General features: G+C 69.3%; 20 protein-coding genes. 8 read left to right on the top strand and 12 right to left on the bottom strand.

Annotated features, from left to right (window positions below; genetic code table 11):
- The 10 genes from CH341_RS13820 to CH341_RS13775 all read right to left on the bottom strand — a co-directional run.
- On the bottom strand, window positions 1–1,390 hold a 1,390-nt coding region (locus CH341_RS13820), incomplete at its 3' end, for a cellulase family glycosylhydrolase (protein WP_111419599.1).
- Between the two features lie 200 nt (window positions 1,391–1,590).
- Complete coding sequence (locus tag CH341_RS35255) at window positions 1,591–3,645, bottom strand: cellulase family glycosylhydrolase (protein ID WP_210208288.1); 2,055 nt, start codon at window positions 3,643–3,645, stop codon at window positions 1,591–1,593.
- 122 nt (window positions 3,646–3,767) lie between these two features.
- Complete coding sequence (locus CH341_RS13810; protein WP_111419597.1) at window positions 3,768–4,916, bottom strand: polysaccharide pyruvyl transferase family protein; 1,149 nt, start codon at window positions 4,914–4,916, stop codon at window positions 3,768–3,770.
- A 111-nt stretch (window positions 4,917–5,027) separates the two neighbouring features.
- Window positions 5,028–6,341 carry an HlyD family type I secretion periplasmic adaptor subunit gene (locus CH341_RS13805; RefSeq protein WP_111419596.1) on the bottom strand — a complete coding sequence of 438 codons (1,314 nt, stop codon included), beginning with the start codon at window positions 6,339–6,341 and terminating at the stop codon, window positions 5,028–5,030.
- Window positions 6,342–6,347: 6 nt separating this feature from the next.
- The gene (locus CH341_RS13800; RefSeq protein WP_111419595.1) at window positions 6,348–8,144 is read right to left on the bottom strand and encodes a type I secretion system permease/ATPase; all 1,797 of its coding nucleotides are present in this window, start codon (window positions 8,142–8,144) and stop codon (window positions 6,348–6,350) included.
- A gap of 340 nt (window positions 8,145–8,484) precedes the next feature.
- Entirely contained in the window at window positions 8,485–10,053 is a 1,569-nt protein-coding gene (locus tag CH341_RS13795) for an FAD-dependent monooxygenase (protein ID WP_111419594.1), read from the bottom strand.
- Window positions 10,050–10,790 carry an SDR family NAD(P)-dependent oxidoreductase gene (locus CH341_RS13790; protein WP_111419593.1) on the bottom strand — a complete coding sequence of 247 codons (741 nt, stop codon included), beginning with the start codon at window positions 10,788–10,790 and terminating at the stop codon, window positions 10,050–10,052. The genes CH341_RS13795 and CH341_RS13790 overlap by 4 nt, the downstream gene beginning before the upstream one ends.
- Before the next feature lie 43 nt (window positions 10,791–10,833).
- Entirely contained in the window at window positions 10,834–11,799 is a 966-nt protein-coding gene (locus CH341_RS13785; protein WP_111419592.1) for a Bug family tripartite tricarboxylate transporter substrate binding protein, read from the bottom strand.
- A 28-nt stretch (window positions 11,800–11,827) separates the two neighbouring features.
- On the bottom strand, window positions 11,828–12,595 hold the full coding sequence (locus CH341_RS13780) for an ABC transporter permease (protein ID WP_111419591.1): 768 nt from the start codon (window positions 12,593–12,595) through the stop codon (window positions 11,828–11,830).
- On the bottom strand, window positions 12,592–13,428 hold the full coding sequence (locus CH341_RS13775) for an ABC transporter ATP-binding protein (RefSeq protein WP_245431044.1): 837 nt from the start codon (window positions 13,426–13,428) through the stop codon (window positions 12,592–12,594). The genes CH341_RS13780 and CH341_RS13775 overlap by 4 nt, the downstream gene beginning before the upstream one ends.
- Before the next feature lie 394 nt (window positions 13,429–13,822).
- Between CH341_RS13775 and CH341_RS13770 the strand changes: the two genes are divergently transcribed.
- From CH341_RS13770 to CH341_RS13725, 8 genes are all read left to right on the top strand, one after another.
- Entirely contained in the window at window positions 13,823–14,530 is a 708-nt protein-coding gene (locus tag CH341_RS13770; protein WP_111419590.1) for a GntR family transcriptional regulator, read from the top strand.
- Between the two features lie 44 nt (window positions 14,531–14,574).
- On the top strand, window positions 14,575–15,651 hold the full coding sequence (locus tag CH341_RS13765) for an Ldh family oxidoreductase (protein ID WP_245431043.1): 1,077 nt from the start codon (window positions 14,575–14,577) through the stop codon (window positions 15,649–15,651).
- 17 nt (window positions 15,652–15,668) lie between these two features.
- Entirely contained in the window at window positions 15,669–16,079 is a 411-nt protein-coding gene (locus CH341_RS13760) for a RidA family protein (protein WP_111419589.1), read from the top strand.
- A complete protein-coding gene (locus CH341_RS13755; protein ID WP_111419588.1) occupies window positions 16,076–17,005 on the top strand; it encodes a fumarylacetoacetate hydrolase family protein in 930 nt (309 codons plus the stop codon). The genes CH341_RS13760 and CH341_RS13755 overlap by 4 nt, the downstream gene beginning before the upstream one ends.
- Window positions 17,002–17,394, top strand: coding sequence for a cupin domain-containing protein (locus CH341_RS13750; protein ID WP_210208287.1), 393 nt, complete (start codon window positions 17,002–17,004; stop codon window positions 17,392–17,394). The genes CH341_RS13755 and CH341_RS13750 overlap by 4 nt, the downstream gene beginning before the upstream one ends.
- Before the next feature lie 40 nt (window positions 17,395–17,434).
- Window positions 17,435–18,247, top strand: coding sequence for a cupin domain-containing protein (locus CH341_RS35880; protein WP_245431042.1), 813 nt, complete (start codon window positions 17,435–17,437; stop codon window positions 18,245–18,247).
- Entirely contained in the window at window positions 18,228–19,217 is a 990-nt protein-coding gene (locus tag CH341_RS13730; protein WP_111419587.1) for an amidohydrolase family protein, read from the top strand. Before CH341_RS35880 ends, CH341_RS13730 begins: the two co-directional genes overlap by 20 nt.
- Before the next feature lie 142 nt (window positions 19,218–19,359).
- Window positions 19,360–20,367 (top strand): ABC transporter substrate-binding protein, encoded by a 1,008-nt coding sequence (locus CH341_RS13725; RefSeq protein ID WP_170149620.1) that lies wholly within the window; start codon window positions 19,360–19,362, stop codon window positions 20,365–20,367.
- A 143-nt stretch (window positions 20,368–20,510) separates the two neighbouring features.
- Here the strand turns inward: CH341_RS13725 and ccoS are convergent, their stop codons facing one another.
- Together ccoS and CH341_RS13715 are read right to left on the bottom strand one after the other, a co-directional pair.
- Window positions 20,511–20,705 carry a cbb3-type cytochrome oxidase assembly protein CcoS gene (gene ccoS / locus CH341_RS13720; RefSeq protein ID WP_111419585.1) on the bottom strand — a complete coding sequence of 65 codons (195 nt, stop codon included), beginning with the start codon at window positions 20,703–20,705 and terminating at the stop codon, window positions 20,511–20,513.
- Complete coding sequence (locus tag CH341_RS13715; protein WP_111419584.1) at window positions 20,693–22,894, bottom strand: heavy metal translocating P-type ATPase; 2,202 nt, start codon at window positions 22,892–22,894, stop codon at window positions 20,693–20,695. The genes ccoS and CH341_RS13715 overlap by 13 nt, the downstream gene beginning before the upstream one ends.
- Between the last annotated feature and the right edge of the window lie 106 nt (window positions 22,895–23,000).

Genomic DNA, 23,000 nt, shown 5'->3' with positions numbered 1-23,000 from the left:
TGAGCTTGTTGGCGCGCACGAAGGCCAGCATGGCGTCGCGCTTGAAGTCCTGCAGCCGTGCCTCCATGCCCAGCACGTCGTCGCCGGCGCCGCCCCGCAGGATGTCGTTCCCGTTGCCACCGTCGAGCGTGTCGTTGCCGGTCCCACCCTCGAGGACGTCGTTGCCGTCGCCGCCGAAGAGCACATCGTCGCCGGCGTCGCCATAGAGCTTGTCGGCGCCGTCGCCACCGTAGAGCCGGTCGTTGCCGTCGTGGCCACCGAGGACGTCGTCGCCCGATCCGCCGTAGAGCACGTCGTCGCCGGCTCCGCCCTTGAGCGTGTCGTGTCCGGCACCGCCCCACAAGACGTCGTTCCCGGCCGAGCCGGTCAGCACGTCGTTGCCGTCGTATCCGTAGATGGTGCTTCCGCCGGCCGCGGCCGTGAGCCGATCGTCGCCGGCGGTGCCGCCGATGGCGCCGGGTCGCAGGAGCCCGGCCTCGCCGTCCAGATAACGTTCGAGGACGTCCATCTGCGGACGGTCGATTCCGTCGATCGGCTGGATCGCCAGGCTCTCGGCTCCCCACCAGGGCCCGCCGGCCCAGTACGCCGACGCGACGTCGTTCTCGGCCAGTGTATTGAGAAACGAGTCGAGAACATCGAGCCACCGCGGGTCGTCGCTCGGAACCGCGTACTCGCCGATGAAGCCGCGCAATCCGTTCTGATTCAGCCAATCGATGAAGGGCTGCACCCGATCGACGCCGATGGACGGATAGGCGCCCTCCGCGTCGTAGGTGCCGTAGACTCCCGATCCGGATCGGTCGAAGTAGACGTGTGCCTCGTACAGCACCTTGTCGAGCGGATCCGAGACGCGGAGCGAGGCGTTGAGGTTCTGCCAGCTCGCAGCACCGGACCAGCCGTCGCCGGAGACCACCAGCGTGGCGTGACTGCCGGCGGCTCGGATCGCGTCGGCCGCGGCCTGAGCGGCCGCCGGCCAAACCTGGGCACCGCCCATGTCGTGCGGTTCATTCATCAGGCCGAGGCCCGCCACGGCCGGATGATCGCCGAGAGCGCCGGCGAGCTTGCCCCAAAAATCCGCGAAGGCGGAGGTCGGAACGTTCGTCGAGCCGATCACGGCGCCGTCGTACCGACCATAATTGTGCAGGTCGAGAACGACCTCCATGCCGCGGGCCGCCGCCGCATCGAGGAAGTCGATCATCCGGCCGAGCTCGACCTGATCGAGGTCGCCGCCGAGGGTCGGCTGCATCCGTTCCCAGGTGAACGGTAATCTGATCAGGGTGACGCCCTTGCCGAGATAGTAGTCGAGATCGGCGGTGGTCGGGTAGATGTAGTCTGTTCCGAACTCGCCGCGGCAGGGGCCGAACTCGGCTCCGGCCAGATTCACGCCGAACATGAAGATCCTCGCCGACTGCTGCGGAGCGTCACCGGATGTGCTTGCTCCGACCGTGTCGCCGAACCTATCGCAGCCGAATTAATCCGAGCTTATTGCGACGCTTGAATCACGACGCAAAAAAACGTTTCGTTCCGACGGGCGTTGTTGGAGCCGTGCTGATGATCGTGCCGCGGGCCGCGCCGCCGAGGCCCCGTGTCCGATCAGCCGACGATCCAGGCGGTGCTGAAGCTGCTGGCGTGAATGGTCGCGATCACGACGACGCCTCCGCCGGAGAGGTCGAGCTGGAGTCCCTCCGGGGTGTCGTGCATGGTGAAGCGCTGGCCGTTCAACACCAGCCGGTCCACGGTCGGATCGAAGTCCATGATGGTGTCCTTGCCCGAGCCCGCAGCGAACGCGAAGGTGTCGGCGCCGGCATCGCCCCACATGCGATCGTCGCCGGCGCCGCCCTCGATCCAATCGTTGCCGGCGCCGCCGTAGAGCAGATCGTTGCCGACGTCGCCATAGAGCTTGTCGTTGCCGTCACCGCCGTAGATGCGGTCGTCACCGGCGTGACCGCCCAGAATGTCGTCGCCGGCGTCGCCGTAGATCAGGTCGTTTCCGTCGCCGCCGCCGATGCGGTCGTTGCCGATGCCGCCGCCCAGCACGTCGTCGCCCGCCTCGCCGTAGATCAGGTCGTCGCCGTCGCCGCCCTGCAAGCGATCGTTGCCGTTGCCGCCGTAGAGAACGTCGTTGCCGCCGCCGCCGTCGAGGACGTCGTCCCCGTCTCCGCCGAGGAGCCGGTCGCTTCCGGCGCCGCCGAAGAGCTGGTCGTTGCCGCTCCCTCCGTCGAGGGTGTCGTCGCCCGCGTCGCCGCGCAGGATGTCGTTGCCGGCTCCGCCGAAGAGCTGGTCGTTGCCGTTCCCGCCTTCGAGCACGTCGTCCCCGGTGCCGCCGTCCAAGCGGTCGTTGCCGTCGCCGCCCACCAGCAGATCGTTGCCGTCGCCGCCGTCGAGCAGATCGTCTCCGTCGCCGCCGTCGAGCACGTCGTTACCCCGGCCGCCATAGAGCGTGTCGTGTCCGGCGTCGCCATAGAGCTTGTCGTCGCCATCGTCTCCGTAGAGCCGGTCGTTGCCGTCGTGGCCCCCGATGATGTCGTTGCCGCTCCCGCCGTGAGCGATATCGTCTCCGGCGCGGCATGCGAGCCTGTCGTTGCCGGCGCCGCCCCACAGGATGTCGTTGCCGGCCGAGCCGGTCAGCACATCGTCACCACCATAGCCGAACAGCCTGCTGGACTCCGGTCGGGCCACGAGCTGATCGTTTCCTGCCGTTCCATCCACGCGGTCCCAGGGCAGCACCGTTCCGTCGTCGAGCAGATAAGGCTCGAGGACATCCATCTGCGGTCGGTCGATGCCCTGCACCGGCTGAATCGAAAGGCTGTCCGCCGGCCACCACGGGCCGCCCGCCCAATAGGTGGACGGCACGTCGTTCTCCGCCAGGACGGAGAGCATGTTGTGCATCACCGGGAGCCAGCGCGGATCGTCGTCGGGAACAGCGTACTCGCCGATGAAGCCGCGCAGGCCGTTCTGATTCAGCCAGTCGATGAACGGCTGCACACGGTCGACTCCGAGGCCCGGATAGCCCCCCTCGGCATCGTAGCTGCCATAGACGCCCGTCCCGGCGCGGTCCAGGTAGGCGTGTGCCTCGTAGACCACCTTGTCGAGGACATCGTTCACACGAAGCGAGGCGTTGAGCGTCTGCCAGGTCGCGGTGCCCGACCAACCGTCGCCGCTCACCACCAGGGTCGCGTGGCTCCCCGCGGCGCGGATCGCATCGGCGGCAGCCTGGGCGGCCGCAGGCCACACGCGGGCGTCGCCCATGTCGTGCGGCTCGTTCATCAGTCCGAGACCCCACACGGCCGGATGATCGCCCAGGGCCCCCGCGAGCTTGCCCCAGAAATCCGCGAAGTTCGCGACGGAGACCGCGCTCGATCCGATCGTATTCCCGTCGTACCGGCCGAAATTGTGGAGGTCGAGCACCACTTCGATGTGGCGGGCCGCCGCCGCGTCGAGAAACTCGATCATCCGGGCGAGCTCGACCGGATCGAGCGCGCCGCCGAGCGTCGGCTGCATGTGCTCCCAGGTGAACGGCAGCCTGATCAGTGTCACGCCCTTGCTGTGATAATAGTCGAGGTCGGCGCCGCTCGGATAAATGTAGTCCTTGCCGTATTCACCATGCGCGGGGCCGAACTCGGCGCCGGCCAGATTCACGCCGAACATGTCGCTTCTCCAAGGCTGGTCGTTGCTCGTCCGCGGCATCGGGGCGGCCCGCTGGCGCATCACCGAGATGCAGATACAGGATTCACGTTATGGACGTTGTTCGTAGGACCACTCGTAAGTGATCATGCCGACGGCGAGGCCGGAGTCGCGCTCGTCGCGGGAGCGACCGCCCCGGAGCGCAGCAGCGCTCGAACGCGATCGACCTGATCACCGAGCTGATCGCCGCGCCTGCGCCAGACCCGATCGTGACTCAGCCATGAAGGTCCCTCGGCCGCGCTCCTCAGGGCGCAGGCTGCGCCGTCGATCCACGCGTCGCCGGCCAGGAGCGTCACCCGACTGGCGTGCAGGGCCCGGAGGACACGCTTTATTCCGCTGGAATAAATCCGCTCGCCGCACCGCTGGGCCAGGGGCCACCACGGTCGGCGCTTCAACACGGCAGAGCGACGGTAGTGTCGCAGTACCCCGTCCTCGGTCGGTGGAGAGACGTGATAGCGCTGCCCGTGGATCCCCAGCGTCGCGCTGCGGACCCATTCATCGAGCGAGCTCGCCGGCAGTCCGACCGGTCGATACGGCACCTCCATGGATCCGGTCCAGTCCAGCCATTTGAACGTGTTGATCTCGGCGGACGTCACCACCGGGATCCAGGGCACCCGCATGGCGTCGGCGATGATCGCCGCATGCATCGAATCGGCGATCACGCAACGGGCTTTCCGCAGCCGCTCGACCACCCCCCTGGAGTCTGCGCGCGGATCGAGGAGCTCGATGCCGGCGCGTCGACACGCCTCGTCCCACGCACCGCATTCGAGCGCCTGGTAATGAGGCACGAACACGGTGCCGACGCGGTCGGCCTCGGCCACGGGCTGGAATTCTGGAAGCGTGTTCAACAGCAGCGCCCCGTCCGTCACGGCCTTGTCGGCCGGCAGACCGAGAACCCGGGCGCTGAGCGGGCCGCGAACGCTCAGAATACACCAGCCCGGTCCGCCGAAGCCTCGCGGCGCCGGGCCGTATCCGGCACCGCTGCCCAGGACGATCCACTGCTCGGCGTCGGGCATCGCGGTCGTGATGATGGTGCCGATTCCAGCGAACCGGATTCCATCGTCGGGATCCCACGCGTCCGGCAGCAGCCGCGGCCACAGCCACACATTCAGGTCGTCGCCGAAATTCCCGACGCTGCTCTTGTAGTAATGCAGTCTCAATCGATGCCTCGATGCCGACCAGACGAAGTCTCGGTCCAAGCCTGAGCAAGCCCGAGCCGTAGCCGATGTGACCATCAGTCCGGATCAATGTGGCTTATGCGGGGATGATGCCACCGCCATCAGGAGATCGGAGGTACCATCGACCTCGCGCGACGGAGATCGTCCGCTGGCGATCACGCTCCGCCGTCACCGCTCGCGAAACGCCCGGCGAAGCTGATCGGAGAAAGGCCGGACGACATAGGAGCCGAGCGAGCGTGAGCTCGTCTGCGCAAACGTCTCGACCGGCATGCCCGGCAGTAACCGAACCTCCGGAATTCGTGTCGCCTGATCCTCCGGAATCGAGATGCGGACGGCGTAATAGCTTCCGCCGGTTCTCTGGTCCGGCGTCACGTTCGGCGCGATGCGGGTGATGTTACCGGTCAGCTCGGGGGTACTGCGCTGATTCGCCGCGAGAAGGCGGACGGTCGCGGGCTGTCCGACATAGAGCTGATCGACGTCCTGAGGTGCGATCCGCGCGTCCACGAAGAGCGATTCGCGGTCCGGGACGATCTGCATGATCGCGTCGCCCTGCGGCGTGATGACCCCGCCGATCGTGTGGACATTGAGCTGGTGGACGAAGCCGGCGGCGGGAGCCCTGATGTCCATCCTGCGAAGCACGTCCTCGGCGGCCACCCGCTTCTCCACCAGCTCGGCGGCACGGGCGCGCAACTCGGCGAGCTCCTTGCCGACCTCGGTTCGGAGATCCTCGTCGATCTGCAGGATGCGAAGCTCGATCTCGGCGATCTTGCCCTTGGCCTGGGCGATCGATGCGACGAGCTGGCCCTTTTCCCCGCTCAGACGCGCGGCCTCGCGCTCCAGCGCCGTGACCCGCGTGAACTGAACCAGTTGCTTGCTCCACAGATCGCGGACCGCGTTCAGCTCGGCCTCGTTCCAATGGAGCTCCGTCGCTTTGGCCGCGACCTGCTCGGCGAGGCCGTTGATCTGTTCGGCGAGCTGGGCGATCTGCTCGCGAAGCTGCGCCGTCTGGCCGCGCCGTGCCGCGGCGCGCAGAGCGAAAAGGCGTCTCTCTCCGTCCAGAAGCCGGCCCAGACCGGGTTCGTGAGCCCGGCGCGACAACTCTTGGGGAAATTCGATCGCCGTCGCGCCGTCGCGCTCCGCCTCGGCGCGTGCACGGCGCGCCGTCACCTCCTCGAGCTGGGTGGTGACGATCTGCAGATTGACGCGGGTCTGCGTCTCGTCCAAGCGGATCAGGAGATCGCCGGTGTCGACGCGGTCGCCCTCCCGGACCCGAAGCTCTCCGACCACGCCGCCGGTCGGATGCTGCACCAGCTTGACGTTGCCGTCGACGACGAGTTGGCCCGGAGCGATGACCGCCCCTGTGACCTCGGTGAATCCGGCGAGGCTGCCGACGCCGATCACCAGGAGGGCGATCGCCGCGGTCGAGGCGCGGACATGGAGCCGGATCGAGCGGTCGATGTCGTTCGAACGGTGATCTGTCATGTCCCGTCAGGCCCCCGGCCTCTGGAGGATCGGGCGGTGCGGCGTGACATTGTCGCGGCCGTCACGGCGGTGCAGATAGCGCGGCAGCACGTCGTCCTTGGGGCCGAACGCCCGAACCCGTCCATCCTCCAGCATCAGGACGAGGTCGACGGCACGAAGCGCGCTCGGCCGGTGCGCCACGATCACCACGATCCCGCCCCGCAGCCGCACCGTCATGATCGCGCGCGTGAGGGCATCCTCTCCATCCGCGTCGAGATTGGAGTTCGGCTCGTCCAGCACCACCAGGAACGGATTTCCATAGAGGGCGCGCGCCAGACCGATGCGTTGCCGCTGACCGGCCGAGAGGGTGAGCCCGGCCTCGCCGATCGGGGCATCGTAACCCTGCAGACGACCGACGATCATCTCGTGGGCCTCGGCCGCCCGGGCGGCGGCAACGATGGCGGCCGGATCCGCATCGGGAGCGAACCGCGAGATATTCTCGCCGATGGTGCCCCCGAACAGCTCGACATCCTGGGGAAGATATCCGATCGCACGACCGAGCTGCTCGGCGGGCCATTGGTTCAACGAAGCCCCGTCCAGGGCGACCCGCCCGTGCGCCGGCGTCCATGCCCCGACCAGGGCGCGGGCGAGCGACGACTTTCCCGAGGCACTCGGTCCGATGATGCCGAGGCCGCTCCCGGCGGCCAGGCGGAACCCCACCCCTTGCAACACGGGCCGTCGTGCCCCCGGTGGGACGACACCGAGTGCGTCCACCGAGAGAGAGCGGGTCGGCTCCGGCAAGTTCGTCGTCGGCGGTTCGGCACCGGCGTTCCGGAAGGCCTGGTCGAGGCGCGCCCAGCTCTGACGTGCGAGCAGGAACCCGCGCCAATGGGCGAGCGCGAGCTCCACCGGCGCCAACGCACGGGCGCACAGGATGGAACTCGCAATCATGATGCCGGCGGTCGCCTCCTGGCGGATCACCAGATAGGCGCCGAGACCGAGAACGGCCGACTGAACGATCAGACGTAGGACCTTCGACAGTGCCCCGAAGCCGTTTGCCACGTCGGACGACCGGCAGTGGCGGCCCAGCAGATCGTCGTTGACGGCCGTGAACCGCGCCCGTAGCCGCGGTGCGATGTTCATGGCCTGCATCACTTCAGCGTTGCGAACCGCGGCGTCGGTCAGCCGTGTCCGTGCGGCCGCGAAGACGCCGGATTCCGACACCGGTCCGCGAGCGAGGATCTCGGCCAGGATCGTCACGGCGATCAGGACGAGTGCGGAGGCGAGAGCCGCCGTGCCGATCAGCGGATGGAACACGAAGCACAATCCGACATAGATCGGCAGCCACGGCAGGTCGAAGATCGCCGTCGGTCCCATGCCGGACAGAAAGCTCCGGACCCGATCGAGATCGTGCAGCGGCTGCTTCGGATCGACCTGGCCGCCGTCCCTCAGCGGCGCGCGCCACAGGAGATCGTAGGCGCCGGCGCCGAGGGCGCCGTCGAGCAGCATCCCGGTACGGGTCAACAGACGCATCCGGAGCACGTCGAGCAGGCCGAAGAACAGGTACATTCCCCCTGCGATCAGCCCGAGGCCGACCAGGGTCGGGATGCTGCGGCTCGGCAGAGCCCGGTCGTACACTTCGAGCATGAAGAACGGGCCGGTGAGCGCCAGCAGATTGACCAGTGCGCTCAACAGTCCGATCGTGACGAAGGTCCGGCGGCAGGCGGCCCATCCCGCCGCGAGCGTGACTCGACCCTCGGGTACGGGTGCAGAAAACGCCTGCTGGCGTCCTGGCGATACCGTGGACGGTCCGAGGGTTGTCATCACGAGGCCCGAAGACTTGGTTGAGGCAGGCCACGACGAAGTGAGCCAGCGAAGCGGAGCCGGAAGAGCCGGCGGACCGCAAGCACACACTGTGCCGATCGACCGTGATGCTCTTACGCGGGTGATTGAGGGCGAGTAAACATCAAATCACTTCAGGAAGGATACTGACTGGCCGCGCCCAACGGAGGTTTCGGAGTAGAGCGCGGCGCGTGAATCTCGGAGCGTGTCGCGCATGTGGGGCGGCGCGGACGTGAGCGTGGCCTCGGAGTACCGCTCCGCCTCACGACGGCGGATGTCGGCATGCCGTCGGCTCTCGCGGTGGTTCCCGAAGTGACGGTCCTCAGCGCCCGACGATGCGGCGGTAGGCCTCTTCGGCGGCGCCGTCGCGGATCGGCAGGACGGCGGCGACGCAGTCGTCCGGGCGGACCAGGACCAGGGTGTCGGGCGGACAGCCGATACGCTGGAAGAGCTTTCCGCCGACGTCGAGCAGGGCGCGGTCGCGCAGCCCGGAATCGAGCGGCGCGTCCCAGCGCGACACCAGCCGGTGTCTCAGGCCCGGACCGGTGTCGTGCGGGATCGGCGGGCGGCGCCGCGCGTCGGTGAAGTAGAAGGCGACGAAGCTGTCGTCGATCAGGTCGTGCAGGCGGTGCGGGCGGCCGTCTGCCGCGTGAACCTCGGCGTCGGGCATGCGGTCGCCGACCCGCAGGGGCTCGCGGCCCATCTTGACCATCGACCACGGGGTCGCGTCGTCGACGCCGATGCGGACGCCGAGCAGCGTGCGGGTGGCGGCGAGGCCCCAGGCGCTGCTCGACATCAGATCGCCGATCTCGCCCTCGCCGCCCATGTACTTTCGCGCCTGCTCGGCCATCTGGCCCGAGCCGCCGGTCGCCAGCGGCTGCTGCTCGCGGGCGTAGCCGTCGAGCAGCATGTCGTCGGCCCAGCCGCGCATCACCCAGGCGAGGCGCCACGGCAGGCTGATCGCGTCGAGAATGCCGGTGTTGAGGCCGAGCGCCCACATCGGCGTGATCAGATGCGCGGCATCGCCCATCAGGAACACCCGGTCGCGCCGCCACTGCGCGGCGATGCGGTGGTGGACCCGGTAGACGACCGTGTTGATCACCTCCATGTCGCGCACGTCGCCGATGAAACGCCGCGCCTTGTCGGCGAGCACGTCCGGCCCCGGCGGCTCGGCCTCGGGCGGCAGCGGGAACAGCAGGCGCCAGCAATGCGGCTGCCGCACCAGGATCATCCACTCCTGCGGATCGGAGAAATAGGCCAGATACGGATAGTCGCGCGGGTTTTCGGTGTCGAGGTCGACCTTCAGGTCGACCAGCATGTAGCGCACGTCGTGCGACACGCCTTCGACCGGCACGCCGAGCTGGGTGCGCACCGTGCTTCGCCCGCCGTCGCAGGCGAGCAGATAGGCGCCCTCGACCTCGCGCGGCCCGTCCGGCGTCTCGAAGGTCGCCACCACCGACTCGGCGGTCTGTCGGAACGACGTGAGGCGATGCTGCATGTGGAGCGCGCCGGGGCGGCGCGCCTCGAACTCTTCGCGCAGCACCGGCTCGAGATGATGCTGCGGCAGGTTGATGACGAAGGGGTAGCGGGTGTCCTCGGCCAGCACCTCGGTGCGCACCGAGAGAGTCGGCGTGTTGGTGGCGCGGTCGAGCCCGCCGATCTCGTCCACCCGCAGGGCCCGGGCGAGCACCGGGTCGGCGACGCCGTAGCGGCGGAACGCCTCCAGGGTGCGGGTCAGGATGGTGCCGGCCTTGGTGTCGAGCGACAGCTGATCGTCCTCCTCGAACACCTTCACGGGCAGCCCGTAGAAGTCGAGGCCGAGCGCCGTGGTCAGGCCTACGGGCCCGGCGCCGACCACGATGATCGGCCTGGTGTGATCAGCCACCGTCATGCTTCGCTCGCGGAGTAGGCAAAATCGCGGCTCAGCAGCGAGGCCGTCATGGTCGCCGCGTCGGAGAGCAGGAACAGCAGCGGCCCGACGACGTCCTCGGGCATGCCGACGCCGGTGGACGTGCGCCAGCTCTCGTGGTCGGCCCCGGCATTGGCGGCGCGATACTGCGGCGTGTCGATCACGCCGGGCGCGATCAGGTTGAAGCGCACGCGATGCGCCGCGACCTCCTTGGCGGCGCTCTTGACGAAGGCGATCAGCGCACCCTTGGTCGCCGCGTAGGCGGAGGCCTCGGGCCAGCCCTGATGCGCGAGGCCGGACGAGAAGGCGACGATGCTGCCGCGCCGCCGCCGCATCATGCCGGCGATCACGGCCTGGTAGCACCAGACGACGCCGTCGAGGTTGATGCTCACGACCCGCCGCCATTCGGCCGCGTCCATGTCCTCGACGCGGCGGCGCGGCTGCACGGCGGCGGCGCAGACCAGCCCGTCGATGCGGCCGTGCTCGGCCTCGATCGACGCGAACGTCGCCATCACGGCGTCGCGGTCGGCCACGTCCAGGCGACGCACCGCGATCGCGGCGTGCTCGCCTGCGAGGCGGTCCAGCCCGTCCTGATCACGATCGCAGACGACGACGCGGGCGCCGGCCATCGCGGCCGCCCGCGCCAGGGCACGCCCGATCCCGCTGGCGCCGCCCGTGATGACGATCACGTCGCCGTCCGCCTCGAACCGCACTTTCATCAGAACAATCTCCAACGAGGACTCGGGCGTCTTCCGATCCCGGTCATTCCACGCGGATCTTCGCCGCGTCGACCACGCCCTTCCACATCGTCGTCTCGCTGCCGATGCGGGCGGCGAGCGCGTCGGCGCCGGATGCCGTCACCTCGACGCCGGCGGCGGCGAGGCGCGCCTTGGTGGCCGGATCGGTCAGCGCCGCCACCACGGCCTTCTCGATCTCGGCGCGGCGCTCCGGCGGCACCGTCTTGCCGGTGAGCAGGCCGAACCACGCGGTGGCGGCGAAGCCCGGCAGTCCGGACTCGGCGATGGTCGGCACATCCGGCAGGCGTGGGTCGCGCGCCGCCGTCGTCACCGCGATCGCCTTGAGCTTGCCGGACTGGATCAGCGGCAGCGACGCCGGCAGGTTGTCGAACATGAGCTGCACCTGGCCACCCAGCAGGTCGTTGAGCGCCGGCGCGCTGCCCTTGTAAGGCACGTGGAGGAGCTCGGTGCCGGTGCGCTGGCGGAACATCTCGCCGATCAGGTGGCCGTTGGAGCCGACGCCCTGCGAGGCGTAGCTGAGGGAGCCCGGCTTCGCCTTGGCGAGCGCGACCAGCTCCTGGACGCTCGACGCGGCGACGCTTGGATGCGCCACCAGCACGTTCGCGACCTCTCCGGTCCCGGTGATGGGCGCGAGGTCGCGCTCCACCACGTAGGAGAGGTTCGGATAGACGAGCGGATTGAGCGTGAGGCCGCTGGAGGCGATGGCGAGCAGCGTGTGCCCGTCCGGCGCCGCCCGCACCACCGCCATCACGCCGAGCGTGCCGTTGGCGCCGGGACGGTTGTCCACCGTCACGGGCTGGCCCCACATCTCCGACAGCTTCTGGGCGGTCGCGCGGGCGATGATGTCGCTCGTCCCGCCGGCCTGATAGGGCGACACGATGGTGACGGGGCGGGCCGGGAACGGCTCGGCCGTGGTCGGCAGCGGCGCAAGGGCGAAAGCAAACGCGAGCAGCGCGGCGGTGCGGGTCATGCGTCACTCCAGGGCGGGCGAAGGATCGTCAATGATGGCCCCACGGCATCAGCACGCGCTCGGCGACGACGACCAGGAAGAACAGGCCGATGCCGAGGATGCTGAGCCACACCAGCGCGGCCCAGGCGAGCGGGCCGTCGAGCTGCGAGTTGGCGGCGAGCAGCAGGTTGCCGAGGCCCTCGTTGGAGCCGACGAACTCGCCGATCACGGCGCCGATCACGGCGAGCGTCACGGCGACCTTGGCGCCCGAGATGATGAACGGCATGGCGGCGGGAAACTGCACCTTCCAGAACGTCTGGCTCGGCGACGCGCTGACCGAGCGGGCGAGCTCCAGCAGGCCGGGCGGCGTCGCCCGCAGGCCGGTCGCGGTGTCGACCACGATGGGAAAGAACGCCACCAGGAAGGCGATGACGAGCTTCGACTCCATGCCGACGCCGAACCACACCAGGATGATCGGCGCCACCGCGACCTTGGGGATCGACTGGGTGGCGATCAGGATCGGATAGAAGGTGAGATTGAGGATGCGCGAGTTGGCGACGCAGACGGCGAGCGGCACGCCGATCAGGACGGCGAGCGCGAAGCCGTAGATCGACTCGGCGAGCGTCGGCCAGGTCTGCTCCAGCAGCGTGTCGAAATGCTTCACGCTGGCCTTGGCGATGGCGATCGGGCCCGGCAGCACGATCGGGTTGACGGCGAACACCGTGACATAGGCCTGCCACAGGCCGAGCACGGCGACGATGCCGACGATCGGATAGACAATCGCCTCGATCGTGTGGATCCGGCTGCGCGGCTTCATCGGGTGATCCCCAGGGCGATGCCGGCACGGTGCTCCAGCCCGGTGAAGGCGGCGTCGTAGCGGAGCGCCGGCGTGCGCGGATAGGGCAGGTCCACCTCGATGTAGTCGGCGATGCGGGCCGGCCGCTTGGAGAAGGCGACGATCACGTCCGACAGGTACACGGCCTCGCTGATCGAATGGGTGACGAACAGGGTCGTGGCGTTGGTCACCTTGCGAATCTGCAGCAGGAGATCGTGCATCTCCATGCGGGTCAGCTCGTCGAGCGCGCCGAACGGCTCGTCCATCAGGAGAAGCTTCGGCTCGTGCACCAGGGCGCGGCACAGCGCGGCGCGTTGCTGCATGCCGCCGGAGAGCTGGGACGGGCGGGCATTTTCGAATCCCGAAAGTCCGACCAGAGCCAGCAGCTCCAGCGCGCGGCGCTTCGCGGCGGCGTCCTTGCGGCGCAGGATCTCCATCGGGAACAGCACGTTGTCGAGCACGTTGCGCCACGGCATCAGGTTCGCTTGCTGGAACACGAAGCCGAAATCCGGCTGCGGCCGCGTCACCTGCTGGCCACGAATCTCGACGATGCCATAGGTCGCTTCCGCCAGACCCGCGACGATCTTCAGGAAGCTCGTCTTGCCGCAGCCGCTGGGGCCCAACAGGCTGACCAGCGTCCCCTCGGCGAGATCGAACGAGATGTCCTCGATGGCGACGAGCGGCTTGCCGCTCTCCTGAAGGAACTCCTGATGGACGTTGCGGAAGCGGCCGAAGGACCGGCTGCTGCCGCCGACCGGCGGACCGGCCGACTGCGAGGAGGTCGGCGCGGCGACCATTGTCGCGCCGATGCTCACGCGACCACCGGGCGGGCCCGCACGGTGCGCCGCTCGGGGTCACGGTCGGGCGCGCGGGTCCCGAAGCGAGGGCCGGAGAGGGCCGAAGCGGCGGCGGATTCGGGGGGCGCCGGAATTTGTCGGTGGGACATCTGCTTGGCGCTCCTCTGAGCCGCCGGCACGGGGACCGGCACATCGATAAAGGTCGCTGGCGGTCGAGCAGCCTCCGCACACGCACGGCGCGTGCCACGGCGGCCGCGATCGCCGAGCATCGCCGGCGCGACCATCAGGATTTTATAAGATCGCCTCTCCGTGCGGCCGTCAACTGATTTTATAAAATCCGTTGATTTTGTGGAATCGCTCGGCTAAGCAGGAGTCACGCCGGCTCCTGGGCCGGACCGATCACGGGACTCGCATGCCGACCAACGCCAACAACCGACGCGCCGAGCTTTCGGAGCCGCAGACCCTGGGTGGGCGCGCTCTCGACGTCCTGCGCGCCGACATCCTGCAGTGCCGGCTGCGGCCGGGCACCCGGCTGCGCCTGGAGGAGCTGCGCGAGCGCTACGGCATGAGCATCAGCCCGCTGCGCGAGGCGCTGATGCGGCTCGAGTCCGAGGGCCTCGTCGTGCTCGCCGAGAACAAGGGCTTCCGGGTCTCGCCGGTGTCGCCGGCGCAGCTCAAGGACCTCACCGAGACCCGCATCGAGATCGAGACGCTGATGATCCGGCGCGCCATCGCGGCCGGCGACGTCGCCTGGGAGGCCGACATCCTCGGCGCCTTCCATCGCCTGTCGCGCCAGCAGAAGATGGACCCGGCGGCGCCCGGCGAGATCTCGCCGTCATGGTCGCGCGAGCACCGCGCGTTTCACGCGAGCCTCTCGGACGCCTGCCCCTCGGAGCTGCTGCGCGGCTTTCGTGATCAGCTCTTCGATCAGGCCGAGCGCTATGTCGCGCTGTCCATCGGCTTCACGGCCAAGCCGCGCGACGACATCGGCGAGCACGAGGGGCTGATGAAGGCCGTGCTGGCGCGCGACCCCGACACCGCCTGCCGCCTGTGCACGACCCACATCCGCCAGACCACCGACAAGGTGCTGGCCGCCACCGATGCGCTGACGGCGGTGTGAATGCCGTCGGCGACGATCAAGAACAAGCAACCGAGGAGCGCCGGATGACGTCGGACGGAATGGTCGAGTTCGAGGCCGACGTGCTGATCGGGCGGGTCGCGGCGCTGTTCGCGGACGCGGGCCTGTCGCAAGACGCGGCGCGCCGCGTCGCGACGACGCTGGTCGATGCCGAGCGCGACGGCATCGGCTCGCACGGCGTCGCCATGGCCGACATGTATCTCGACCGGCTGCGCAAGGGCTCCGTGTCGACCCGCGAGACCGCCTCGGTGGTGAGCGACAAGGGCATCGCCGTGGTGCTCGACGCCGGCAACGCGCTCGGCCACCTCACCTCGCCGCAGGCGATGCGGATCGCCGTGGACAAGGCCAAGCAGTACGGCGCCGGCTTCGTCGCGGTCCGGCACGGCTTCCATTTCGGCGTCGCCCGCCACTATGCGGCGATCGCCGCCGAGGCCGGCTGCATCGGCATCGTGATGTGCAACACGCGACCCCTGATGCCGGCGCCGGGCGGTGCCGCGCGGGCGGTCGGCAACAACCCGATCGCCATCGCGGTGCCGACGCAGGGCGAGCCGCCGCTCGCCCTCGACATGGCGATGAGCGAGGCCGCGATGGGCAAGATCCGCCTCGCCGAAAAGGCCGGCAAGCCGATCCCGGCGACCTGGGCGACCCGCGCCGACGGCACGCCGACCACCGATCCGCGCGAGGCGATCGCCGGCATGCTGCTGCCGGCCGCTGGCCCGAAGGGCTTCGGCCTCGCCTTCATGATCGACCTGATGTGCGGGCTCCTCTCCGGCGGCGCCATCGGTGACGCGGTGACGCCGCTCTACGGCGACCTCTCCGTGCCCTACGACTGCGCCCACATGTTCGTCGCCGTCGACGTCGCGCATTTCACCGATCTCGGCGACTTCCGCCGCGCCACCGCGCAGGCCGGCGAGCGCATCCGCTCGGCGCCGCGCACGGCGGGCGTCGAGCGCCTCTACACGCCGGGCGAGATCGAGTGGGAGCGGCGCCGCGCCGGTGCCGGCCGCGTGAGGCTGCCGGCGAGCGTCGCCGCGACGCTCGATCGACTCACCACAGAGATGAACACGGGCGGGACGGCCGCGGACGGCCGCGCCATCGCGTGATCCGGGAGGCAACGATCATGAGCAAGCAGGAACTCTCCACCGACAAGCTGATCAAGCCGCTCGGGCACTACGCGCAGGCCGCCGTCGTCGAGGCGCGCGGCAAGATGGTGTTCGTCTCCGGCATGACGGCGCGCCGGGCCGACGGCTCGATCGCTGGCATCGGCGACATCGAGGCGCAGACCCGGCAGGTGATCGAGAACATCAAGTCGGCGCTGGAGACGGCGGGCGGCACCCTCGACCATGTCTGCCGGGTGGACGTGTACGTGCGCAACATGGAGCACTTCCAGCAGATCCACAAAGTGCGGCGCGAGTACTTCAAGGCGCCGCTGCCGGCCTCGACCCTGGTCGAGGTGACCAAGCTCGCGCACCCCGAGTACCTGATCGAGATCAACGCGATCGCGGTGGTGCCGGACGGAGCGGCGGCATGAGGATCGCCACGGTCGCATACGGCGGCGGCGAGCGCCTCGCGGTCGTCGAGGGCGAGCACCTGGTGCTGCTGCCGGCCGGCCTCGGCGATCTGGTCGATGTCGTGCAGGGCGGCCCCGATGCGCTGGCACGCCTGCGCGCGGCAGCCGAGGCGTCGCGTGAAAAGCTCCCGCTCGGCGCGGCGCGGCTATTGCCGCCCATCCGCCGCTTCGGCCGCGACGTGCTGTGCACCGGCTGGAACTACTGGGAGCACTTCGACGAGAGCTTCGGCCGCCGCGAAGGCCAGGACGTGCCGAAGCCGGACCACCCGACCTTCTTCACCAAGCGGCCCGACGTGGTGATCGGCCCGCATGATCCGATCGCCTTCGATCCTGCGCTTTCGACCCAGTGGGATTACGAGGCCGAGCTGGCCGTGGTGATCGGCAAGACCGGACGCAACATTCCGGTCGAGACGGCGATGGATCACGTCTTCGGCTACTGCCTCGCCAACGACGTCTCGCTTCGCAACGTCCAGCGCGCCCATGGCGGCCAGTGGCTCAAGGGGAAGAGCGTCGATGCCACCATGCCGATCGGCCCCTGGGTCGTCACCGCCGATGCGCTCGACTACCGCGACGTGACGCTGCAATGCGTCGTCAACGGGGTCACGCTGCAGGACGGCTCGACCCGCCTGATGGCGTTCGACCTGCCGACCCTGATCGCCGAGGCGTCGCGCGGCATGACGCTGCACGCCGGCGAGCTGTTCCTCACCGGCACGCCGTCCGGCATCGGCAACGCCCGCACGCCGCAGATCTTCCTGAAGGCGGGCGACGAGGTGATCGTCCGCGGCACCGGGCTCGGCGAGCTGCGCAACCGGATGACGCTCACGGATCTGCACGGGCCCGCCGGTGGCGGCTCGAACCACGTGCCTGCCGAGGCGGTCGCGCCATGACGGACCGCCACGGTCTCCAGCTCGCCGCCGAGCGCGGCCTGAAACTCGACGAGGTCGGGTCGCGCATCGTGGTCGACAACGCCCATGTGCGCATCTGGGAGGTGAGGATCGAGCCGGGCGAGACGCTCGGCTGGCACATCCATCACCACCCCTACGTCGTGGTCGCCGTGACGGGCGGCCGCAACGAGATCGAGACGATCTTCGGCGACAGGCGGACGACCTACGAGCCCGCCGGCCACGTCGTGCTGATCGACGGCATGCGGCCGATCCATCGCCTCGCCAATCGCGACCGGACGACCTATCTGGCGCGGCTGATCGAGCTCAAGCACATCCGCTGGATCCCCGAGACGGCGCCGCTGCCGAGCCACGAGACACCCGACACCGAATGACCGCGGGCCGGCCGCGCCGCGCCGCCGGACAGGAGACCCCATGAGCGACGTGCACGGACTGAAGAAGGCGAAGGAGCTCGGGATCAGGCTGGGCGAGGTCGGCGGCCGGATCGTGCTGGAAAACGAGCATGTGCGCATCTGGGAGGTGAAGGTCGAGCCGGGCGAGAGCATCGACTTCCACATCCACTACCATCCGTATGCCGTGGTCTCCATCGAGGGCGGCGAGAACGAGGTCGAGACCATCTTCGGCGACACGCGGGCGACCTTCGAGCCCGCCGGTGCGACCGTGTTCATCGACGGCATGCGGCCCGTCCACCGGCTCACCAACAAGTCCGACGTGACCTATCTGTCGCGGCTGATCGAGCTCAAGCACATCACCTGGACCCCCGAGGAGGCGCCCTTGCCGACCGCCGAGACCCCGAAGCCCACCGAGACTCCTGCGGCCGCTGCGCCGGCCCTGTCGGCCGACGCCATGGCGGCGTTCAAGGAGATTCTCATTCAGACCGGCGACCTCGACTGGGCCGCCAAGTCGCTCGCCGGGCTGTCGCAGAAGATGCTGTGGCGGAACGAGGAGACGGGTGCCTCGATCGGCCTGGTGAGGTTCGAGAAGGGCGCCGGCGTGCCGGAGGCGCATGCGCACGCGTCAAATCAGTTCATGTTCTGCCTGGAGGGCAAGTACCGCTACATCCCGACCGGCACGACGCTGACGCCCGGCTGCTTCTACTGGAACCCGAAGGGCAGCGTGCACGGGCCGACCATCGCCGAGGAGACCTCGATCCTGCTCGAGATCTACGACGGTCCGCATTATCCGGTTCGCCCCTCCTGGTACACCAATGACGAAGACGCCCACTGATCTCGGCGGCTGGGACGTCCACACGCATCTGATCCCGCCGGCGCTCGTCGCCGCCGCGGCGGAGGGCGCCGTGTGGGGGATGACGGCGGGCGGCGGCACGCTGCAGGTCTGCGGCCACGGCGTCCCGCTGCACCCGATATCGGAGGCGGCCGCGCTGGTCGCGCGCGTCCGCAGCGACGGGCTCGACGGCGCCGTGGTGTCGGTGCCGCCGCCGCTGTTCCGGCCCGACATCGGCCTGAGTGAGCGGCGCGCCTATGTGGACGCCATCAACGACGGCCTTCGCGAGGCCTGCGCGCCGCATGCGCCGACGCTGCGGCCGCTGGCCTACCTGCCGACCGAGGACGCGGCGCTCGCCGTCGCGGTCGCCCGCGATCTCGACGAGAGCTGGGCCGGCGTCGTGATCGGCACCGAGCTCGGTCCGCATTCCTATGCGGAGCTCGCCTACGAGCCATTGTGGATGTTGCTGGAGGAGCGCCGCTTCGCCGCCTTCCTGCACCCCGGCGACTGCCCCGATGCGCGGCTCGGCCGGCACTATCTCACCAACCTGCTCGGCAATCCCTACGAGACGACGCTGGCGGCCGCCGACCTCGTCCTCGGCGGCGTTCTCGAGCGGCATCCGGGCCTCGTCGTCGTGCTGGCGCACGGCGGCGGGTGTGCGGCGACGCTGGCCGGCCGTTGGCAGCAGGGCGTTCTGACCAAGCGCCCGGGCGTGCCGCAAGTCGGCCTGATGCCGACCGAGGCGCTGCGCCGCTTCTACGTGGACAGCCTCGTCCATCATCCGGCCTATCTCGACTTCCTGATCGCCGTGATGGGGCCCGACCGCATCGTTCTCGGCAGCGACTGGCCGTTCCCGATGGGAGCCGACGCCGCCGAGCACGATCTCGGCCGTCTGACGACCGGGATGAAACGACGAATCCGCTTCGACAACGCGCGCGCGGCATTCGGCGCCGATCGCCTGTGCGGCTGCTGACCTCGGTCGCCGACCCGGTGTCCGGTGCGTGCGTTCCGTCCTGCTGTGAATGGATCTTGCATGTCGAACTGACGCTGGATGCGACCCGCCCCCGATCTCATCCAGGTTCCTGCCGCGGCTCGGGTGTAACAGGAGAACGAAGATGTCGACCTTCACCAAGCTGATCGGACTCGCGTTGACTGCGATGGTCGCCCTGACGCCGAGCGCCCGGGCGCAAGGAACCGACGTCAAGTTCATCCTCGACTTCATCAGCCTCGGCCGTCACGCGCCGTGGTACGTGGCGCTCGGCAAGGGCTACTACAAGGACGAGGGCCTCAACGTCACGATCCTGCCCTCGAAGGGCACGGCGGACGCGATCCGTTCGGTCGTGACCGGCATCGCCGAGATCGGCTTCATCGACATTCCGAGCCTGGTCGCCTCCGGCTCCGCCGCCGGCAACGTGAAGATCGTCGCGGTGAACTATCAGAAGCCGCCCTATTGCGTGTTCAGCCTCGATCCGGGCGCCAACATCACACAGCCGAAGCAGCTCGCCGGCCTGGAATTCGGCTCCAGCACGTCGTCGTTCCTGCCGCGCATCATGCAGGCGTTCATGGAGATGAACGGCGTCGACAGCAAGACCCTCAAGGTCGTCAACATCGACGGCTCGGCGCGCGTGCCGATGCTGGCCGCCCGCAAGGTGGCCTCGGTCGATCAGTTCATCATGAGCGAGCCGGCGATCCGCCGCGCCGTCACCGACGCGACGCCGAAGTGCCTGTTCCTCGGGGATTTCGGGCTGGACATCTACTCGAACTCGATCGGCACCACCGAGGAGTTCCTGACCAAGCATCCGGACGTGGTGAAGAAGTTCGTTCGGGCCTCGCTGCGCGGCTGGCAATACGCTCTCGCCCATCCCGAGGAGGCGGCGCAGATCCAGGTGCAGTACGTCAAGGCACTCAATCCGGAGATCATCGCCGAGGAGGTGAAGATCCTGAAGCGGATCGCCGTGACGCCGGAGGTCGAGAAGAACGGCTTCGGCACGGTCTCGCTCGACACGATGAAGCGCACCGTCGATTTCATGAACAAGAACGTCGAGATCGCGGGCGAGAAGCTGACGGCCGAGCAGATCTACCGCCCCGGGTTCCTGCCCGAGACCCCGGTGCTGCCGCAGTAACGGTCTCGGAGCGTCTGATCTCGTTCCGAGTTGCGCAGACCTTCGGTCTCGTGCCCCTCGCGGCGCCGTGCGCCGCGAGGCCGACCGCCGACAGCGCGGTGGCGAGACGCCGGGGAGCCGCCGCAAAAGTCCGATTCGGTCGCTCAGGGCGCCGGCGACGAGGTCGGCGCCTTCTTCTGGCCGGCGGCGGGCGGGATCTGGTCGTCGTCCAGAATGGCGCGCCAGGCGGCGCCGTCGAGGTCGTCGTACTGCCCGGTCTTGAGCGACCACATGAACGCGCCGAGACCCAGAAGGCCCAGCGACAGGGCGAGCGGCACCAGATAGATCAGGACTTCCACGGCGCGTCTCCCGTCCCTTGCTTGGCCCGCAGCGCGTTGAGGATCACCAGCACGGACGATCCCGACATGGCCAGCGCGGCGACGAGCGGCGTGGCATAGCCCGCGATCGCCACCGGCACGGCGACCGCATTGTACACCACCGCGAGCCAGAGATTCTCGGTCATGACGCGGCGGGCCCGCCGGGTCACGGCGAGCGCGGTCGCCACCGGTTGCAGACGGTCGCCCAGGAACACGGCGTCCGAGGCCGACTGGGTGAGATGCGCCGCCGTGACGGGCGACAGCGACACGTCGGCTGCCGCGAGCGCCGGCGCGTCGTTGATGCCGTCGCCGACCATCAGCACCTTGCGGCCGCCGGCGCGCAGCGCCTCGATGCGGGCGATCTTGTCGGCCGGCGTGGCGCCGGAGCGGACCTCCGAGACGCCGAGCTGGCGTGCGACGTGGGACACCGCCGCGTCGCGGTCGCCGGACAGGATCTCCACGGCGAAGCCGCGGGCCCGCAGCCCGGCCAGGACCGCCGTCGCGTCCTCGCGCAGCCGCTGGCGCACGGCGAAGACGGCCGTTGTCGTGCCGTGCCGGAAGGCGATCACCGAGGCCTCCGGATCGGACGCCGCGACCCGCCCGGCCTCCGCCTCCAGGCCGCACCAGGACGGCCGCCCGAGCCGCAGCTCCTCGCCGTCGACGAGGGCGCTCACCCCTTGGCCGGGCTCCTCGCAGGCGCCGTCGAGCGGCGCCGTCGCGCCGGCCGCCCGGGCGATCGCCGCGGCGAGGGGATGGCGGCTCGCCAGCGCCAGCCGGGCGGCGAGCGCCAGGGTCTCGGGGGCGATCCGGCCGGCGTCGACCAGCTCGGGCTCCGGCAGCGTCAGGGTGCCGGTCTTGTCGAACACGATGGTGTCGACGCTCGCCAGCCGCTCGATCGCGTCGCCCGACGAGAGCAGCACGCCGCCGCGGAACAGCGCGCCCGAGGCGACCACCTGGACGGCCGGTATCGCGAGGCCGAGGGCGCACGGGCAGGTGATGATCAGCACGGCGATCGCCGTCACCACGGCGAAGTGCCAGCTCGCGCCGAGCAGCACCCAGCCGATCATGGTGAGGATGGCGGTGAGGTGGACGACCGGCGCGTAGAGCCGCGCCGCCCGCTCGGCGAGCCGGACGTAATGCGATCGCGCCTCGACGGCGCGGTCGAGGAGCCGCGTCACCTCGTCGAGCAGCGTGCCGCGATCGGCGGCGCCGACCCGCACCCGCAGCGTGCCGTTGACGTTGAGCGTACCGGCATAGACGAGCGTGCCGCGCTCCGCCGAGACATGGGCGGTCTCGCCGGTGACCAGGCTCTGGTCGATCTCCGAGCGGCCGTCCTCGACCTCGCCGTCGACCGCGATGCGCTCGCCGGGGCGCACCAGCACCAGGTCGCCGGGCCGGATCGCCGCCACCGGCACCTCGCTGATCTCGCTCTCGGTGACGAACTTGGTCGCCGTCTCGGCCTTGAGGGCCGCGAGGTTCGCGGCGACCGCGCGGGTGCGGCGGCGCATGTTCTGGTCGAGCCAGCGGCCGGCGAGCAGGAAGGTGAGCAGCATCACGGCCGAGTCGAAATAGGCGTGCTCGGCATGGTGCAGGGTCTCGAACACCGACAGCGTCAGCGCCAGGACCACGCCGAGCGTGATCGGCACGTCCATGTTGAGGCGCCCGGACAGGAGCGCGCGGATCGCCGAGCGGAAGAACGGCTGGCCCGCATAGGCGACGGCCGGCAGCGCGATCAGGGCCGAGAGCCAGTGGAAGAAGTCGCGCTGCTCCGGCGTGATGTCGGAGGCGTTGCCGGACCACACCGAGACCGACAACAGCATCACGTTCATGGCGGCGAAGGCGGCGACGCCGAGGCAGCGCAGCAGGAACCGCGCCTCCTGCTGCTCGTCGGATTCCATTCGTCGCGCGTCGTACGGATAGGCCTTGTAGCCGAGCGCCGCGAGACGCCCGACCACGGCGGCGGGATCGACGTCGTCGGCCTGCCACTCGATGGCGACGCGGCCGCTGGTGAGGTTGGCGCGGGCATGCGTGACGTTGGGAAGCGCGCCGAGACCACCCTCGATCTCGAACATGCAGGCCGCGCAGGTCATGCCCTCGACGGCCAGGTTGAGGCGCGCGCGCCCGTCGTCGAGCTTTTCGACGAAATGGGTGAGATCGGGGGTCTCGGTCATCGGTATGCCTCAGAGCTCGTCATGCGGCACGGCGCTGATCGAGCAGACGACGACGTCGACCTTGCGGATCAGATCCTCCATGGTCCGATCCAGAGTGACCTTCGCG

Source organism: Rhodoplanes roseus (genome assembly GCF_003258865.1).
Taxonomy (GTDB): domain Bacteria; phylum Pseudomonadota; class Alphaproteobacteria; order Rhizobiales; family Xanthobacteraceae; genus Rhodoplanes; species Rhodoplanes roseus.
This window is presented reverse-complemented; position numbering and strand designations above follow the sequence as displayed.